Origin of the sequence: Legionella dresdenensis (assembly GCF_042649825.1) — a bacterium.
Lineage (GTDB): Bacteria > Pseudomonadota > Gammaproteobacteria > Legionellales > Legionellaceae > Legionella_C > Legionella_C dresdenensis.
Genome location: NZ_JBHSAB010000001.1, coordinates 367,362 through 384,074, shown reverse-complemented (window position 1 = coordinate 384,074; position 16,713 = coordinate 367,362). Strand labels below are relative to the sequence as shown.

The following is a 16,713-nucleotide window of genomic DNA, read 5'->3' as shown; positions in this document are numbered from 1 at the left end:
ATCAGCCAAACAACCAAAGAACCGGAAAACGCAGGGTAATTATCAGGCTATGCACAAGGTTATCCACAGAATTTGTGGATAACTGAACGATAAGATAGGGTGTCACAACGTTTTTAAATGTAGAAGTGATAAGGGTTTCAGTATGAGTCGATGTTTAGGTAACGTCTTGAATGTGCGTGAGAGAAAAAACTTATCCACAACATAATAACAACGGATAGAACTATCCGGAAAGCAATTCTAACAGATTAATTTTAAAAAGTAAGGCTTGACATGTATTTATTTCTGGTTAATTTAAATAAAAAACAATTTATTCAGAATGTTATCATAAATGCCAAAAGTAATTGCTATCGCCGGAATGGGACTCTGTGGAAATGCTATTTTTTGTCGATTAATTCACCTGCTTGCAACAGTGAAGTATTGTGACGATGACTTTACTATCTTAATCTTCGAGCAAAATCCGCAATACTTTGCTACAGGCTTCGCTTATTCTATTGATAGCCCGGAATTTTGGACTTTAAATAATGCAGCTGATAGTTTCAAATTTATTTCTACTACTGATAGCCTGGCGGAATGGATAGAGGCCAATCCAGACTTGCTCCAAGAGCATTATCCGCATAGCGACAAGCAATATATTCCTCGGGCGGCAGTGGGTCATTATTTACGCGCTCAATATGAAAAGCATAAAACACTGTCTAAATCACTAGGAATAACAGTCAAAGAAATTTTTTTGCCAATCTCTGATATTCGTCCGCTAAAAGAAGGGAGTTATCAAGTAGCATGCATGGATCAAAATTATATCGCTGATAGGCTTTTTATAACCACTGGACATTTAACAAATCCTTTTTCTCATACTGTCGAGAATCAGCCAGGTTTTCTCCGTTTTGAAAACACAACAGGAAATCCGGATGCAGTGGATTTAGAAGATGATGTTTATATCATTGGCGGTCAAGCAGCATTTGTTGATGCCGCACTTTGGTTAATTATGAAAAAGCAGTACTCAGGAAAAATACACAGTGTCACGCGAAATCCTAATATATTAACAACAAAAGGCAATACCGATACTTGTAACACTACAAAACAACAGGAATTATCAAATAGTCTACAAAAACGCCCTCCGGACAGTTTAACCTTTTACGGAGCAAAAACATTATTTTGGAATGCCTATCAAGAGGATGCTAAAAATCCTGTCGATCCTTCCCGTCTTCCCGGGGCTCTTGAGACTTTACGTTATCAAATGAATAAATTTGATCATCTGCCGGAAAGTAATCCCATACCGGGTAATATTGATGAGCTACGGGCATTTATTAAAACTTTTTATTTCAGTGGTTGTTATGCCCACATGTGGCAAAGCTTGAATGTTGAAGGCAAAGAACAATTTCTAAAATATTTCTATTCACTTTTAATGGCTTATTTGACTGGCATCACACCAGTGAATGCTAGGATCATGCTTCATCTCTATGAGAAAAATAGAATTATTGAGCATCAAGGTCTGGTTTCTGTAAGTTATGATGAAGTAGAGCACAGATTCCAATTATTATTTACATCAGGCGAGGTTTTATATGCCTCAATTCTTATTGACGCAACAGGATATCGTTACAAACCAGACCCCAATAGTGTCAAGCCAATGTTATTAGACAAGCTGGCACAAGCTGGATTAATAAGTACGAAGTCTTATGGCGGCATCCATTTAACGGATCATTATCAAGTGATCGATACACATGGAAAGGTGCATGAAAATCTGTTTTGTGTCGGGCCCGTAGCACTTTACAATCATCCTGTGCCTACTCCCCATTCTTCATTTATGGTTGATCCTGATGTAAATTTGGTGATAGAGCAATTTGCTTCTACATTTAATACGACTGAAAAGGTGTTTAGTATTGCTCCAGGAGAATGAATGACTAAGAAAATAGAAAGTACTGTAGTAGTGGCGTTCAAAATAGCAGTTTCACAAGGCGATTTGACACGATGCCAGGAAATATTATCGGATTATGCAAATGATGAAGAGGAATTGGCAACAGCGCTTGAGTCAGCCGACATAAACTCACTAAAAGAATTAACTTGCGGCGAACTTCAATATGCTGGAATGACCACTGTGCCTTTTCCATTCGACGCGCCACCGGGTTTCATAAATGCCGACGAATATTGCTATTTTGTAGGGGAAAAATACGCTGAATGCTTTAAGAAAATCCCTCCCGATCCTGCTTATCTGGAATGCTTTAAATTAATTAATAAGTTACTCACAAAATATAACCCTCCATCCATAGCCAGGAAAGATGAAGTCAGAAGATGTCCTGATCTCTCTCCTCCTTCGTTAATAGATTTTGATATGCCGCCCGAGACCTTTGGAAACATCACTTCAGAAAACAGTCCAGGACATTTTTCTGGATTTAGAACGCATTGGCCTGTTAAGAGTGCTGAAAAAATACGACTGGATACGCTAATTGGTGCAAACGCTTTTTCTCTCCTTAGTCAGTATCAATACGCTGCGTTTTTTAAAGGCATTCCTAAGGAGAAGCGCCCCGTTTGCAGATTAACCGATAATGCAGAAGATAAGGATTGCGGTATGCCAAGTAATGGAATCGGGTAATCACATAAGGTGCCAATTATATAGGCAAACATTTATTGCATGGCAGGAAGCTAATATTGAGGTAACTCGAAGGTACAGGAAGAAATCGCTATACGATATTTTGCCCAGTACCAATAAGGGCTTTCCCAGCACAGCAGCAATCAACTGTGAGCTTGGGAGCTGAACAGGGGGGGATAATTAAGCAGGAATAAGGTGTTGCATTGTCGAATGCTGATGCTAAGATGGCTCTACATTATATAACAGGGCTATTAAATGTTGCAGCAAATCAGAACCTCTGGCGGTGTCACGATTGAGTTCGAGCAGCAGGCGCTTGCCTATCAGGGGGCGATTGAGCCTTTGATTGAGCAGCTTAATACTCAACGCGGCGCACTGTATACTTCTTCTTATGAGTATCCAGGGCGATACACTTGCTGGGACATTGGTTTTTATAATCCGCCGTTAGCCTTTGTTTTAAGTCAGCAGAAAATCCTGGTTCAAGCTTTAAATAAGCGTGGCCAGGCTTTGCTTGCAATGGTTGAGCTGGCTTTGAGCAAATCCGTACATTTGGGTATTGAAAATAGTCAGCAAGAGCAATTTACGGTTTATATCAAACCGCAAAGCGGAATCTTTAGTGAAGAAGAGCGCAGCCGGCAGCCCTCGGTATTCTCGGTTATCCGGGAATTACTGACATTTTTCAAACTCGATGAACCTTATCTCGGGTTATACGGCGCGTTTGGTTATGATTTGATTTTCCAGTTTGAAGCGCTGGAAACGCATAAACCGCGATTTGATGATCAGCGTGATATGGTTCTTTATCTGCCTGATGAAATTTACATCGTGAACCACCGTAAAGAAGAAGCATTTGTCAGGCGTTATGATTTTAATTTTCAGGGCAAATCGACTAGCGGACTCTCACGCGAGGGCATTCCTAAGCCATATCAGCCGATGCGAAAGCCGGAACAAGCCTGTGATCATAAGCCAGGCGAATACGCCCGGCTGGTTGAACAGGCTAAAGAACGCTTTGCCTGCGGCGATTTGTTTGAAACTGTACCCAGCCAGACTTTCTTTGAGCATTATACCGGGCAACCGGCGGAACTTTTCCAGCGTATGCGGGCCAGTAATCCGTCGCCTTATGGTTTTTTTATTAATCTGGGCGAGGAAGAATATCTGATCGGCGCTTCTCCGGAAATGTATGTACGGGTTACTGGAAAAAGAGTCGAAACCTGCCCAATCTCAGGCACCATCAAACGAGGTGCCGATGCCATTGAGGATGCCAGAAATATTCAGCTGTTACTTGACTCAGAAAAAGAATCATCGGAATTAACCATGTGTACCGATGTCGATCGCAATGATAAATCACGCATTTGCGAGGCCGGCAGCGTCAAAGTAGTAGGGCGGCGCCAGATTGAAATGTATTCAAGGTTAATCCATACCGTGGATCATGTCGAAGGTACGCTAAGGGAAGGATTTGATGCGGTTGATGCATTTTTAACCCATATGTGGGTAGTGACTGTCACGGGTGCGCCCAAGCTCTGGGCTATGAAATTTATTGAACAACATGAAAAATCGCCAAGACGCTGGTATGGCGGGGCAGTAGGCTGGTTTGGTTTTAACGGTAATTTAAATACCGGTCTGGTTTTGCGGACAATCCGGTTAAAGCAGGGAATTGCCGAGGTCAGAGTGGGCGCAACGCTGTTATATGATTCTGTACCTGAGGCGGAAGAACAGGAGACCCGGCTCAAAGCGTCCGCTTTTCTGGATATTCTCAAAGCGGCGGCTAATAAAACTGCATCGACTTACATCCAGCCAAAAAATGGTTTGGGCAAACGGGTGTTATTGGTTGATCATCAGGATTCGTTTGTTCATACCCTGGCAAATTATCTTCGTCAGACGGGGGCGGAGGTTGAAACTATTCGCAGCGAATTTGCAGTCGGGTATATACAGCAGAATGATTTTGATCTGGTAGTTTTATCGCCTGGACCGGGCTGCCCTGACGATTTTAAAGTGGCTGACACAATTCAGGCGGTACTTGCCAGAAAAATTCCCTTGTTTGGCGTTTGCCTTGGGTTGCAGGGAATAGTAGAGTATTTTGGCGGGACGCTGGATACACTGGATTATCCCATGCATGGTAAGGCATCCGAAATTAAGGTGCTGAATAATAGTGATTTATTCGCTGGTTTTGCTGAAAAATTCATTGCCGGACGCTACCATTCCTTATACGCCCGCAGGCAGGCAATGCCGGAAACTTTAAAAATAACGGCTGAAACGGATGACGGCATTATTATGGCTATCTCTCATACTCAATGGCCAGTTTATGCGGTTCAGTTTCATCCTGAAACTATTTTATCGTTACATGAGCAGGCCGGGATGCGAATTATTAATAACGTGATGGAACTCGTAAATAAACATGGCTAAAAAAATACTGACAGTCTATGGCGTAGCGATTTTGCTGGGAATATTAACTGGCATAATCGGTTCATTTTTCCAGATGGCGATACATGGCGTTGATAGTATCCTGACTAATTTTTATCACTATATGCATGAAAATGGTGTTTCGGCGTTCCTGCTATCGGCGGTTGTGTCGGCGGTTATGGCTTTTATAGCCTGGTTGCTGGTCGTGTCTTATGCGCCGGAGGCTGCAGGTAGCGGGATTCAGGAAATTGAAGGCGTGTTGCTGAATAAACGCAAGATTTACTGGCGCAGACTTCTGCCGGTTAAATTTATTGGCGGTGTTTTGGTTATCAGCGCAAAAATGGTAGTTGGGCGGGAAGGTCCGACTATTCAGATGGGGGGTAACCTTGGCGATATGCTGGGAGAGATTTTCCGTTTCAAGCATGAGCGGCGCAAAACTCTGATTTCGGCGGGCGCGGCAGCGGGGTTGGCTACGGCTTTTAACGCGCCTTTGGCAGGCGTATTGTTTGTAATCGAGGAAATGCGCAACGAGTTTAATTTCAATTTTATCAACTTTAAAACAGTTGCTATCTGCTGTATCTTTGCTGTAATAACTACCCAATGTCTGGTTGGTTCAGCACCGGCAATTCCTATGGCGGTCTTTGACGCGCCGGATTTGAATTCGCTCTGGCTGTTTTTTCTGTTTGGTATTATTGCAGGTATAGTTGGCCTGTTTTTCAACCAGTTTTTAATGTTCACCTTGCGGGCGACTGATAAAATCAGTAAGCGTTACCGGGCGGTATATGTTATTTTAATTGGTGCTTTGGTTGGTTTTCTGGCGATTTATTATTCCGAGCTGGCAGGCGGCGGTTATCAGATTATTGAACAATCACTGACTATGTTTCCCAGTTTCACCACGCTGGTTATTTTGATAGTCATTCGTTTTGTATTGACAATGTTGTGCTATTCAACCGGTGTGCCTGGGGGTATTTTTGCCCCTATGCTGGCTCTGGGTACCTTATTGGGTTTAGGGTGTTATCAAATGTTTTCCTGGGTGTTTGACGATATGTCAGTACATCCGGGCATGTTTGCCGTTGCCGGCATGGGTTCATTATTTTCAGCTGCCATAAGGGCGCCGATAACCGGGATTATTCTGGTGGTTGAGATGACGCAGAATTATTCTTTGATTCTGCCGTTAATGGTGAGTTGTCTGACATCGACAACAATAGTTCAGCTTGCGCGGAATGCGCCGATTTATACGCAGTTGCTGCATCGTACTTTGAAGATGGCATCTTTGTGAAGGCTGTTTTGCCCTCTCCCCAACCCCTCTCCCGACACGGGAGAGGGGCTTTGCGCCCGATAAAGATCCTCTCCCGATACGGGAGAGGGGCTTTGCGCCCGATAAAGATCCCCTCTCCCGTATCGGGAGAGGGCTAGGGAGAGGGAATTTATAATCCAACTTGCACAACAATCTTCCCAAAATGCTGGCTACCCTTCATCCTCTGATGAGCCTCCTCAACATCCTCCAGCGAATAAACCGAATCAATAACCGGCTTGATTTTCCCTTCCGCTAACGCAGAAAACCAGCGTTGATGCGCTGATTGCCACAGCTGGACTTTTTCCGCTGTACTTTGCGAACGCAGTACAAAGCCATTAATCTGCAGACGCTTGCGCATCAATAACGCCAGATCACATTCAACTTTGTGACCTTGCATACAGGCAATCTGGATTAGCCTGCCTAATGGTTTTAACAAGGTTAAATGTTTGCCGAAATAATTACCGCCAATAAAATCAAGGATAAGATCCGCCTGATTGGCGCCAATAATCGATTCAAAATCATCTTCTTTATAATTAATAACTTTGCCGGCGCCAAGTGCTTCCGCTTTTGCAATTTTCTGCTGGTTGCTGGCTGTGGTATAAACAAATGCACCGCAATAAACTGCCATTTGAATAGCCATGCACGAAATCCCGCTGCCTGCGGCGTGGACTAATAGATTTTGTCCTGATTGCAGGTTGCCGAGCATAAATATGGCCGCATGAACAGTGGTCAACGCTTCGGGAATCGCTGCGGCATAAACAAAACTCCAATCGTTGGGAATTTTGCAGGCCAGATGCTGGTTAATCGGGCAATATTCGGCATAACCGCCGCCGCTAACCAGACCATAAACACGATCACCCGTTTGAAAATCAGTTACCAGATGCCCGATTTTAACGACTTCGCCAGCTACCTCCAAACCCGGTATGGCGCTTGCGCCTGCAGGCGGCGGGTATTTGCCGGCTCGCTGCATCAGATCAGCACGGTTAACCGCTGTTGCGGCGACTTTAATCAAAATTTCATCTGCTGAGATTTCTGGCATTGGTTGTTCAACAAATTGTAATTCGCTATCTGGCCCTGGGTTATTAATATAAACGGCTCGCATAGTTTAAATTCCGGTTCAGACTATCTGAGTAGAGTAGCACAATCAGAATTTTCCTGAAAACTCTCGCTTAATCAGACAGGTTAGAGATATACTCAGATTGGAGAGATACTTTCGTAAACTGCTATACGGTAATCTGGATGTCTAAATTTACCCATAATAAAAAAATAGCGTACGCTTTTATTGCGCCCCAGTTGATTATTACGCTTGTTTTATTTATCTGGCCTGCCTGCGGCGCTTTGCTCCAGTCATTTTATTACGCGGATGCTTTTGGCCTGCACCGGCATTTTGCCGGCTTGGGCAATTTTATCGATCTGGCTCAGGATCCCGGTTTTTTCAAAGCCGTACAAGTGACCTTCATTATGGCTTTTTTTATCACGCTTATCACAATGGCTGTGGGGTTATTGTTAGCTGCGCTGGTAAATAACCGTAAAAAAAGCCAGCCCGTTTATAAAACCCTGTTACTATGGCCTTATGCAGTAGCGCCTGCAGTCGCGGCCTTGTTGTGGCGATTTTTGTGTCAACCCTCTATTGGTTGGCTCGCGGAGTTTTGCCGTAGTTTCGGGTATGAATTTAATTATCTGAATAATCCGAAACAGGCTCTTATTGTTGTTATTATTGCCGCCAGCTGGCAGCAGTTAAGCTATAATTTTTTATTCTTTTTTGCTGCATTAAAAGCAATACCACAGTCATTGCTTGAAGCGGCGACACTTGATGGCGCGTCGGTATGGCAGCGGTTTTGGCAGATAATTTTTCCGTTACTGTCGCCAATCAGTTTTTTTCTGTTAATCATTAATTTTATTTATTCCTTTTTTGATACTTTTGGCGTGATTGATGTGCTGACCGGCGGCGGACCGGCCAGCAGTACGGCAACCATGATTTATAAAATTTACAAGGATGGATTCATTGGCATGGATCCCGGCGGTTCTGCTGCCCAGTCAGTGATATTAATGATCCTGGTCGGTACGTTAACCTTGTTGCAGTTCCGATATGTCGAACGCCGGGTGCACTACACATGAACCTTTTCAAACGAGTTGTTGATCACACGCTGTTGCTGATAATGCTTGCCATCCTGTTTTTGCCGCTTTATCTGGCTTTTGTTGCTGCCAGCCATGATGGCGCCGCGATGATGCAATCGCCTTTACCGAGAATCCCGGGCGGTTATTTATGGTATAATATCAAAACGGTTCTGACTGAGGGTATTGCCGCTACGGGCGGACAGCCGGTGTGGCGAATGCTGGTAAACAGTTTTGTGATGGCGGCATTGATTGCGATTGGCAAAATAGTGCTGGCGATTTCATCGGCGTTTGCGCTGATATATTTTGAGTTGCCCTTTAAAAAAACGATTTTCGCACTCATTTTTTCAACTATGATGCTGCCGGTCGAAGTACGTATTGTGCCGACTTTCCAGGTTGTTGCGTCATTAGGCTGGCTGAATACATTTAGCGGCCTGACATTGCCGCTAATGGTTTCTGCAACCGCTACTTTTCTATTCCGCCAGTTCTTTAAGACTATTCCTGGCGAACTGGTTGATGCCGCAAAGCTTGATGGTGCCGGCCCCTGGCGTTTTTTCCGTGATATTCTGTTGCCATTAAGCAAAACGCAGATTGCGGCGCTGTTTATTATTCTTTTTATATATGGCTGGAATCAATACTTATGGCCGCTTATTATTACCACAGACAGCAGTATGACAACTATTGTAATGGGCATACGTTATCTGGCAGGGGTTGCTGATCAGGTTCCGCAATGGCATCTTATAATGTGTGTGGCGCTATTGGCAATGTTGCCGCCCTGTATTATGGTAATTACTATGCAACGCTGGTTCGAGAAGGGGTTAATCAATTAATGGCTGCGGTTAATATTGTTAACGTAAGTAAATATTACGGCGAACACATCATCCTTGATCAGGTCAGCCTGGCTATTGAGGCAGGTGAATTCGTTGCAGTTGTTGGTCCTTCGGGTTGCGGTAAGTCCACTTTACTGCGACTTGTCGCCGGACTGGATAAAGTCAGTTCCGGCGATATATTAATCAATAATCAGTGCGTCAATAAAATTCCTGCAGCCGACCGGGATATGGCCATGGTTTTCCAAAGCTACGCGTTATATCCCCATATGTCTGTTTTTGATAATATGGCTTATGGTTTAAAAATGCGCGGCTTTAAAAAATCGGCCATCACTAAAAAAGTAACAGAAGTGGCTGAAATGCTTCAATTGTCCGAGTATCTGCAACGCAAGCCTAAAGACCTGTCTGGCGGTCAGCGCCAACGGGTAGCCATGGGCAGAGCAATTGCCCGCTCGCCTGCAGTATTTTTATTTGATGAGCCCTTGTCAAATCTGGATGCCAAGCTGCGCACCGAAATGCGGCATGAAATTAAACGATTGCATCAGGAACTCAATACCACTTGCCTATACGTGACTCACGATCAGACTGAAGCAATGACTATGGCGTCGCGCGTATTAGTATTGAATAAAGGTAAAATAGAGCAGGTGGGTACACCACAAACCTTATATCAACAGCCAGCCTCGCTGTTTGTTGCCGGCTTTACCGGGCATTATCCAATCAATTTTATTCCTGCGCGGCTTGATTTGACGCAGAAAACAATGGTTACCGAATGGGGGTTGGCAATTCCCTTGCCTGAGTTATCCGGCGAGGTAGCGAATCAGGATGGCGTTATGCTTGGGATTCGCCCTGAGCATTTAAAGCTGACAACAACAAACCAGCCGCAATCCTTGTCAGTAAAGATTCGTTTTATTGACGACATGGGTGCGGATAAATTAATTCATGTTCAAAGTCTTTGCGGACGCCAGCAGCTTTCTGTACGGGTCGCCGCTGATGAGGAAATCAGCGAACACAATCTGGCAGTGCAATTGAGTCTGGATAAAGCAAATTTATATCATCAGAAAACCGGATTACGCCTGGGAGGGTGGTGTGGCTAGAAAAAACACAGTATTAACGGATATCGATACGCCGCATTATGGCTATTTGCAAGCAATAATTATGTCTTTTTTCAGCCAGCGCTTATATGTCGATGTGGGTAAACGCTGGAGGGGATTGGCTATTATTTATCTGCTGTTGCTTATGTTTATTGTCGCTATTCCGCTGAGTATCAGAATTGCGCATGATTTTAATACCTTTTTTGATCAGCAGATTATTCAACCTTTGCAAAAAATGCCGACTTTTTATGTCCAGAATGGTGAAGTAAGCTTCGATAAGCCCATGCCTTATCTGGTGAAAAACGATCAGGGACAAGTTGTTGCGGCTATTGATACCACTGGCAGTATTAATGCCATGAGTAATCAATATCCTCAAATGACAACCCTAATCACCAAAAACAAGTTTATTTTCAGACTGCCGTCACCTAATTTCTTTTTTACCAAAAAAATTACTGATAGTTCTCATAGTGCAATTTATGTTCAAGAGCTAAGCCCGGCGACCAATGAGGTTTTTAATGGCAGCAAATGGGTGGCTAATAATGGTTTTAGCCGTTTAAAACTTGTTTCAGTGGCTATCATTTACCCCATGATTGCAATGATGTTTTTCGTTATTCATCTGATATTGTCATTAGTTTTTGCCATGATGGCGCAGTTAATAGCGATGCTGTTTTTCAAGTTTAAAATTACCTATAAACAGGCATGCCGTCTGTTGATTGTATCGTCAACGCCGCATGCCTTTGCCTTGCAGATCGTATTGACCTGGATGATTCTGTTTACCGGTATTGGCTTCCTGCTGACAGCGTTGGTAGCAGTGTATCTATGCTATGCAATTATTTCCTTGAAAAGGGCGAGCAACAAATTGGTGTTTAAATGAAACCAAATATTCATTTTGCTCATGGCAACGGGTTTCCCTCGCCTTGCTACCGTCAGCTTTTTTTAGCGCTTGAAGAGCGTTATCAGGTTGGTTACATTGACCGGGTAGGGCATAACCCCCGCTATCCGGTTACTGAAAACTGGCATCACCTGGTCGATGAACTGATTGACAGCATCCGGCAGAAATATAATGAACCGGTTATTGGGTTAGGGCATTCACTGGGCGGGGCACTGAATTACCTTGCTGCGCTTAAACAACCCGAATTGTTTCAGGCAGTGGTTATGATTGACTCGCCATTACTGAACCGGTTTAAATCGCGGATCGTGCGGCTTGCAAAAAAACTGGGATTTATTGACCGTATAACACCGGCTTACCGTACCCGTGGACGGCGGCAGACTTGGGCAACGTATGAGCAGCTGGAGGCTTATTTGCGCGACAGGCCGTTATTCAAAACATTTTCCGATGCCTGTTTGAAAGATTATATCGAATATGGCTGCAAAAAAGATGAAAATGGCTACTCATTGCGCTTTGAACGTTCGATTGAATACATGATTTATCGTACCGTACCGCACCATTTACCAAAATATGAGGGCAAACTCGATCTGCCCGCCGCTTTAATTTATGGTGATCATAGTGATGTGGTAGATGGTTTTGATGTACGTTATATGACTAAAAAATACCAGATTAAATGTTTTAAAATGCCAGGTACGCATTTGCTGCCAATGGAGGACCCGCAAGGCACAGCCCAACAAATTTTTACTGCTTTAGATGCTATACTTTAGTGTGGGGTCAAAAGCCAGGAGCTCACAATAAATTCGTTCACAGAATCTGGCAATAGTGTATTATAAGGTTTGTGCTCTTTCGTTTAAACGGATTTATTATGAAAAGGAGAGGATTGTGTCATCAGGTATCATAATCATTGCGTTTCTGGCAGCAACGTTATTCCTGTTCAGCAGACAGGCATCAATAGCGGTCTGGACGATTAGCTATGCAATATTTGGCTTATTGGTATTACAATATGGTTCACCGTCAATCGTTACTGAAGTTATTATGCTGGCTGTGTTTGCGGCACTCGCAGTCTGCACAATCAAGCCTTTGCGCAGCCGTTTAATTTCCAGTCATTTGTTTAAGATAATCAGCAAGACTATGCCGGCGATGTCTCAAACTGAAAAAGAGGCGCTTGAAGCTGGTACTATCAGCTGGGAAGGCGATATTTTCAGTGGTTCGCCAGACTTTGAAAAATTGCTTTCGTTACCTGTGACCGAGTTATCGTCAGAAGAGCAGGCATTTATTGACGGGCCAGTCAATGAACTTTGCCGTATGCTGGATGATTGGGATATTACTCATAACCGCCTGGATATGCCGCAGGAAATCTGGCAATTTATTAAAGAAAAAGGCTTTTTGGGAATGATTATTCCTAAAGAGTATGGCGGCCTTGATTTTTCAGCAACAGCTCAAACTCAGATTCTAGGACGGGTATACAGCCGTTCGGTGACTGCTGCCACCACGATTTCTGTACCCAATTCACTTGGCCCAGGCGAGTTGCTGTTAAAATACGGTACTGAAGAGCAAAAAAATTATTATTTGCCGCGTCTGGCTGATGGCCGCGAAGTTCCGTGTTTTGCCTTGACAGGTCCCAATGCCGGTTCAGATGCGGCTTCAATTCCTGACAAGGGAATTGTCTGCCGGAAAGAGATTAACGGCAAATCGGTTTTGGGAATTAGCCTGACCTGGAACAAACGCTATATTACCTTATGCCCGGTGGCAACAGTGATTGGCCTGGCGTTTCGCATGTTTGATCCGGATAATCTGTTAGGTAAAGGCTATGATGTTGGAATCAGTTGCGCTTTGATTCCGGCTGATACTCCGGGGGTTATTAAAGGCCGCCGGCATTATCCGTTAAATATTCCTTTCATGAATGGCCCTACCCAGGGTGAAGATGTGTTTGTTCCCATTGATTACCTCATTGGCGGCGCGAATATGGCTGGTAGTGGCTGGCGTATGCTGATGGAATGCCTAAGCGCGGGCAGAGCTATTTCTCTGCCATCCAGTGCATTAGGCGGTACGCAGGCAGCTGCGCTAGCTTGCGGCGCTTATTCACGTGTGCGTAAGCAGTTTAATCAATATATCGGTAATTTTGAGGGGATTGAAGAACCATTAGCCCGCATTGCTGGTAACAGCTATATAATCGGTGCTGGTCTTTCAATGGCTTCTTCAGCTATTGATAACGGAGCAAAACCTTCTGTAGCTGGCGCGATTCTGAAATACCACACGACAGAGCGCGCACGCCAGACTGGTCTGGACGCTATGGATATTCACGGCGGTAAAGGAATCTGTCTTGGGCCTAACAATTATCTGGCTCGCGGCTACCAGAGCGCACCCATTGGAATTACTGTAGAAGGGGCAAATATTTTGACCCGCAGCCTGATTATTTTCGGCCAGGGCGCTATCCGTTGCCATCCTTATGTTTATAAAGAATTGGAAAGTGTGCGCTCCAATAACCTGGAGGCATTTGACAGCGCTTTCTGGGGCCATATCAGCTTTGTATTGGCTAATTTTTCCAAAACCCTGATTTATGCATTGACGGATGCCCATTTTACCAAAGCGCCGGATAGCAAAGTCAAACGCTATTATCAGCTGATTAACCGTTATAGTGCGAATCTGGCCTTTACTTCTGATTTTTGTATGGCGGTGCTTGGCGGTGAGTTGAAGCGTAAAGAAAAAATATCCGCTCGTCTGGGCGATATTTTAAGCTACTTATATCTTGCCTCGGCAGTATTAAAACGCTTCCATGCGGAAGGGGAGCCGGATGAGGAATTGCCAATTGTGGAATGGTGCTGTCAGGAGTTATTTCACCAGAGTGAATTGGCGTTTCGCGCGGTTATTTCCAATTTCCCGTATCGTTGGGGCGGCATTGTGTTAAAACTGTTATTACAGCCTTTCGGCGGCCAACGCGCTACGCCTTCTGACAAATTAGGCCAGAAGCTGGCAAAATTAATGACTGAGCCAGGTGAAGTCCGCGATCGCCTGACTCACGTTGTATTTGCCGAAGCACTGCCTAATTGTCCGCTTGGACGGGTGGAAGAAGCCTTTAAAAAACTGCATGCTGCTGATCCAATTGAGCGTAAGATTGCCAAAGCGGTGCGTGAGGATAAAATCCATTCCCTGACTCTGCTTGAGCAAATAATTGAAGCGCAAGAGGCTGGTATTGTGACGGAGGCTGAAGCTCAGCAAATGACAGAAGCCGAGATTGCAAGACAGAACATCATTGCCGTTGACGATTTCAGCGATGAGGAGCTGCATTGCCAGAAAGTAAAAGCCGCTGGTAAAAGCAGAAAAAATATCTCGCGACATGATGATATGTCAGTAGAAGCTTAGATATGTGAAATAAAATAACTGGTTGAGTGTTGGGCTTTACAGCCCAACACTCCATCAACGGGATGCCAAGAGTAACAAACGGCAAATCTGATAATAAAGCTCGCCAAGTTTTTCAAGATCCACCATACTGACGCACTCATTAACCTGATGTATCGTGGCGTTAATCGGCCCTAATTCAATCACTTCGACCCCATAGGGGGCAATGAATCGCCCATCTGATGTGCCGCCGCTGGTGGATAATTCAGGTTGGCATCCCATCGTTTCCGTGATTGCGGTTATGCAACTGTCAAGCAGTTTACCCTGAGCGGTCAGGAAAGGCTCGCCGTTTACACGCCAGACTATTTCAGGGTATAGCTGATGACGATTGAATAATTCAGTGACTGATTGCTGCAAACCTGCTGCTGTCTGTTCGGTTGAATACCTGAAATTGAATGCCAGCTCCAGTTCGCCGGGAATAATATTGCCGGCATGACCGCCGCTGTTAATATGGGTGATTTGCAGCGAAGTAGGGGGGAAGTGCGCATTACCATTATCCCAAATCATTGCTGTCAATTCAGCCAGTGCCGGACTAATAAGGTGAATAGGATTGACGGCCAGATGAGGATAGGCGACGTGTCCTTGTTTGCCTTGCAGAGTCAGTTTGCCGGATAATGAACCGCGGCGGCCTGTTTTGATGACATCAGCAAGCCTGGCGCTGCTTGATGGTTCGCCAACGATACAATAGTCAGGCACTATTCCTTGCTGTTTTAAGGCCGCCATCACCAAAGGCGTGCCCAGATCAAACTCGTCGCCTTCTTCACCGCTGGTTATTAAAAAGCCAAGGCTGCCGTCAAAATCCGGATAATCAGAAACAAAGCGTGCGGCCATCTGCATCATAGCGGCAAGACTGCCTTTCATGTCGGCAACGCCGCGACCATATACCAGACCATCTTGCTCGGTGAGTTGAAATGGATCAGAGCGCCATTTAAGGCGATCGCCCACCGGAACAACATCGGTATGACCGGCAAAAACCAGTAGGGGACCTTTATTGCCATAACGGGCAAAAAAATTGGCCACTGGTTTGTGATTAAAACGCTGGCAAATAAAACCATGCTGCTCAAAAAAGTCAATCATGTATTCCTGACACCCGGCATCATGCGGGGTAATCGATTGAAACTCAACCAGCCTTGCTAACAAGTCCTTGATGGCGGCCATATTATTTAATATCCCGCAGCAATTCATTAATACTGACTTTGGCGCGGGTTTTTTCGTCTACCTGTTTTACAATAACCGCGCAATACAAGCTGTAGCAGCCGTCATCACTGGGTAAGTTACCCGGTACGACTACAGAGCCGGCTGGAATTCGGCCATAACTTACTGTTCCAGTCAGGCGATTGTAAATTTTAGTGCTTTGGCCTAGGTAAACGCCCATGGATAATACGGAATCGCGTTCAACAATAACGCCTTCGACCACTTCTGAGCGTGCTCCGATAAAGCAGTTGTCCTCAATAATTGTTGGATTGGCCTGCAGTGGCTCTAAAACACCGCCTATCCCGACACCGCCAGACAAGTGGACATTCTTGCCAATCTGGGCGCAGGAGCCGACAGTAGCCCAGGTATCAACCATAACGCCTTCATCGACATAAGCGCCGATATTGACATAAGACGGCATTAACACCGTATTTTTACCAATGAAAGCGCCGCGGCGAACAATGGCATGGGGAACAACCCGGACACCGGCACTTTGCCAGTCGCTGTTGCTATAATGGCTGTATTTTAAAGGTACTTTGTCATAAAACTGGCTGAAACCGGCATCGATGCTCTGGTTGTCGTAGACTCTGAACGATAATAGCACGGCTTTTTTCAACCATTGATGGACTACCCATTCGCCATTAAGTTCTTCAGCAACTCGCAGTTGCCCTTGATCAAGGCTATGCAATACTTCTTCAATTGCGTCAAGCAAATTTCGATCAACAGTAGCAGGAGTGATTTGCAAGCGGTTTTCAAATGCTTGTTCTATAACGGTTTGTAATGGATGCATGGTATGATGTAACCGGTTTGTTAAAATAAGTATTCAGTATACTCAATCTATTAAAATAATCTATTACTCATACCATTGGTCCAGAGGCACTTGCCATTGATTTAAGAAAATTGTCATCCCCGCGGAGGCGGGG

The 16,713-nt window shown here is 44.6% G+C and carries 13 protein-coding genes; 10 read left to right on the top strand and 3 right to left on the bottom strand.

Going from position 1 to position 16,713, the window contains the following annotated elements; translation table 11 throughout:
• Window positions 1-328: 328 nt before the first annotated feature.
• From ACFORL_RS01700 to clcA, 4 genes are all read left to right on the top strand, one after another.
• On the top strand, window positions 329-1,894 hold the full coding sequence (locus ACFORL_RS01700) for an FAD/NAD(P)-binding protein (RefSeq protein ID WP_382340480.1): 1,566 nt from the start codon (window positions 329-331) through the stop codon (window positions 1,892-1,894).
• Complete coding sequence (locus ACFORL_RS01695; RefSeq protein ID WP_382340479.1) at window positions 1,895-2,587, top strand: hypothetical protein; 693 nt, start codon at window positions 1,895-1,897, stop codon at window positions 2,585-2,587. It begins immediately after the preceding gene.
• 252 nt (window positions 2,588-2,839) lie between these two features.
• Window positions 2,840-4,981 (top strand): anthranilate synthase component I, encoded by a 2,142-nt coding sequence (locus ACFORL_RS01690; protein ID WP_382340477.1) that lies wholly within the window; start codon window positions 2,840-2,842, stop codon window positions 4,979-4,981.
• The gene (gene clcA / locus ACFORL_RS01685; protein WP_382340475.1) at window positions 4,974-6,257 is read left to right on the top strand and encodes a H(+)/Cl(-) exchange transporter ClcA; all 1,284 of its coding nucleotides are present in this window, start codon (window positions 4,974-4,976) and stop codon (window positions 6,255-6,257) included. Before ACFORL_RS01690 ends, clcA begins: the two co-directional genes overlap by 8 nt.
• Before the next feature lie 148 nt (window positions 6,258-6,405).
• Here clcA and ACFORL_RS01680 read toward each other — a convergent pair whose 3' ends face one another.
• Window positions 6,406-7,377, bottom strand: a complete 972-nt coding sequence (locus tag ACFORL_RS01680) for an NAD(P)H-quinone oxidoreductase (RefSeq protein WP_382340473.1) — start codon at window positions 7,375-7,377, stop codon at window positions 6,406-6,408.
• Window positions 7,378-7,514: 137 nt separating this feature from the next.
• Here ACFORL_RS01680 and ugpA point away from each other — a divergent pair, with 137 nt between their 5' ends.
• The 6 genes from ugpA (at window position 7,515) to ACFORL_RS01650 (ending at window position 14,560) form a co-directional block, all read left to right on the top strand.
• Window positions 7,515-8,393 (top strand): sn-glycerol-3-phosphate ABC transporter permease UgpA, encoded by an 879-nt coding sequence (ugpA, locus tag ACFORL_RS01675; RefSeq protein WP_382340470.1) that lies wholly within the window; start codon window positions 7,515-7,517, stop codon window positions 8,391-8,393.
• Window positions 8,390-9,220 carry a sn-glycerol-3-phosphate ABC transporter permease UgpE gene (gene ugpE / locus ACFORL_RS01670; protein ID WP_382340468.1) on the top strand — a complete coding sequence of 277 codons (831 nt, stop codon included), beginning with the start codon at window positions 8,390-8,392 and terminating at the stop codon, window positions 9,218-9,220. Before ugpA ends, ugpE begins: the two co-directional genes overlap by 4 nt.
• The gene (locus tag ACFORL_RS01665) at window positions 9,220-10,311 is read left to right on the top strand and encodes an ABC transporter ATP-binding protein (RefSeq protein WP_382340856.1); all 1,092 of its coding nucleotides are present in this window, start codon (window positions 9,220-9,222) and stop codon (window positions 10,309-10,311) included. Before ugpE ends, ACFORL_RS01665 begins: the two co-directional genes overlap by 1 nt.
• Window positions 10,304-11,182, top strand: a complete 879-nt coding sequence (locus tag ACFORL_RS01660) for a DUF1189 family protein (RefSeq protein ID WP_382340466.1) — start codon at window positions 10,304-10,306, stop codon at window positions 11,180-11,182. Before ACFORL_RS01665 ends, ACFORL_RS01660 begins: the two co-directional genes overlap by 8 nt.
• Complete coding sequence (locus ACFORL_RS01655; RefSeq protein ID WP_382340464.1) at window positions 11,179-11,964, top strand: alpha/beta fold hydrolase; 786 nt, start codon at window positions 11,179-11,181, stop codon at window positions 11,962-11,964. The genes ACFORL_RS01660 and ACFORL_RS01655 overlap by 4 nt, the downstream gene beginning before the upstream one ends.
• 115 nt (window positions 11,965-12,079) lie before the next feature.
• Window positions 12,080-14,560: an acyl-CoA dehydrogenase gene (locus tag ACFORL_RS01650; RefSeq protein ID WP_382340462.1), complete on the top strand. Its 2,481-nt coding sequence runs from the start codon at window positions 12,080-12,082 to the stop codon at window positions 14,558-14,560.
• A gap of 54 nt (window positions 14,561-14,614) precedes the next feature.
• On the opposite strand, the gene dapE is transcribed toward ACFORL_RS01650, so the two are convergent.
• Complete coding sequence (dapE, locus tag ACFORL_RS01645) at window positions 14,615-15,754, bottom strand: succinyl-diaminopimelate desuccinylase (RefSeq protein ID WP_382340460.1); 1,140 nt, start codon at window positions 15,752-15,754, stop codon at window positions 14,615-14,617.
• Window position 15,755: 1 nt separating this feature from the next.
• Window positions 15,756-16,580 (bottom strand): 2,3,4,5-tetrahydropyridine-2,6-dicarboxylate N-succinyltransferase, encoded by an 825-nt coding sequence (gene dapD / locus ACFORL_RS01640; protein ID WP_382340458.1) that lies wholly within the window; start codon window positions 16,578-16,580, stop codon window positions 15,756-15,758.
• Between the last annotated feature and the right edge of the window lie 133 nt (window positions 16,581-16,713).

Bases quoted from the DNA above. Each gene is read 5' to 3' on its own strand.
- ACFORL_RS01700 (WP_382340480.1), top strand. From the start codon at position 329: ATGCCAAAAGTAATTGCTATCGCCGGAATGGGACTCTGTGGAAATGCT.
- ACFORL_RS01695 (WP_382340479.1), top strand. From the start codon at position 1,895: ATGACTAAGAAAATAGAAAGTACTGTAGTAGTGGCGTTCAAAATAGCA.
- ACFORL_RS01690 (WP_382340477.1), top strand. From the start codon at position 2,840: ATGTTGCAGCAAATCAGAACCTCTGGCGGTGTCACGATTGAGTTCGAG.
- clcA (WP_382340475.1), top strand. From the start codon at position 4,974: ATGGCTAAAAAAATACTGACAGTCTATGGCGTAGCGATTTTGCTGGGA.
- ACFORL_RS01680 (WP_382340473.1), bottom strand. From the start codon at position 7,377: ATGCGAGCCGTTTATATTAATAACCCAGGGCCAGATAGCGAATTACAA.
- ugpA (WP_382340470.1), top strand. From the start codon at position 7,515: ATGTCTAAATTTACCCATAATAAAAAAATAGCGTACGCTTTTATTGCG.
- ugpE (WP_382340468.1), top strand. From the start codon at position 8,390: ATGAACCTTTTCAAACGAGTTGTTGATCACACGCTGTTGCTGATAATG.
- ACFORL_RS01665 (WP_382340856.1), top strand. From the start codon at position 9,220: ATGGCTGCGGTTAATATTGTTAACGTAAGTAAATATTACGGCGAACAC.
- ACFORL_RS01655 (WP_382340464.1), top strand. From the start codon at position 11,179: ATGAAACCAAATATTCATTTTGCTCATGGCAACGGGTTTCCCTCGCCT.
- dapE (WP_382340460.1), bottom strand. From the start codon at position 15,754: ATGGCCGCCATCAAGGACTTGTTAGCAAGGCTGGTTGAGTTTCAATCG.
- dapD (WP_382340458.1), bottom strand. From the start codon at position 16,580: ATGCATCCATTACAAACCGTTATAGAACAAGCATTTGAAAACCGCTTG.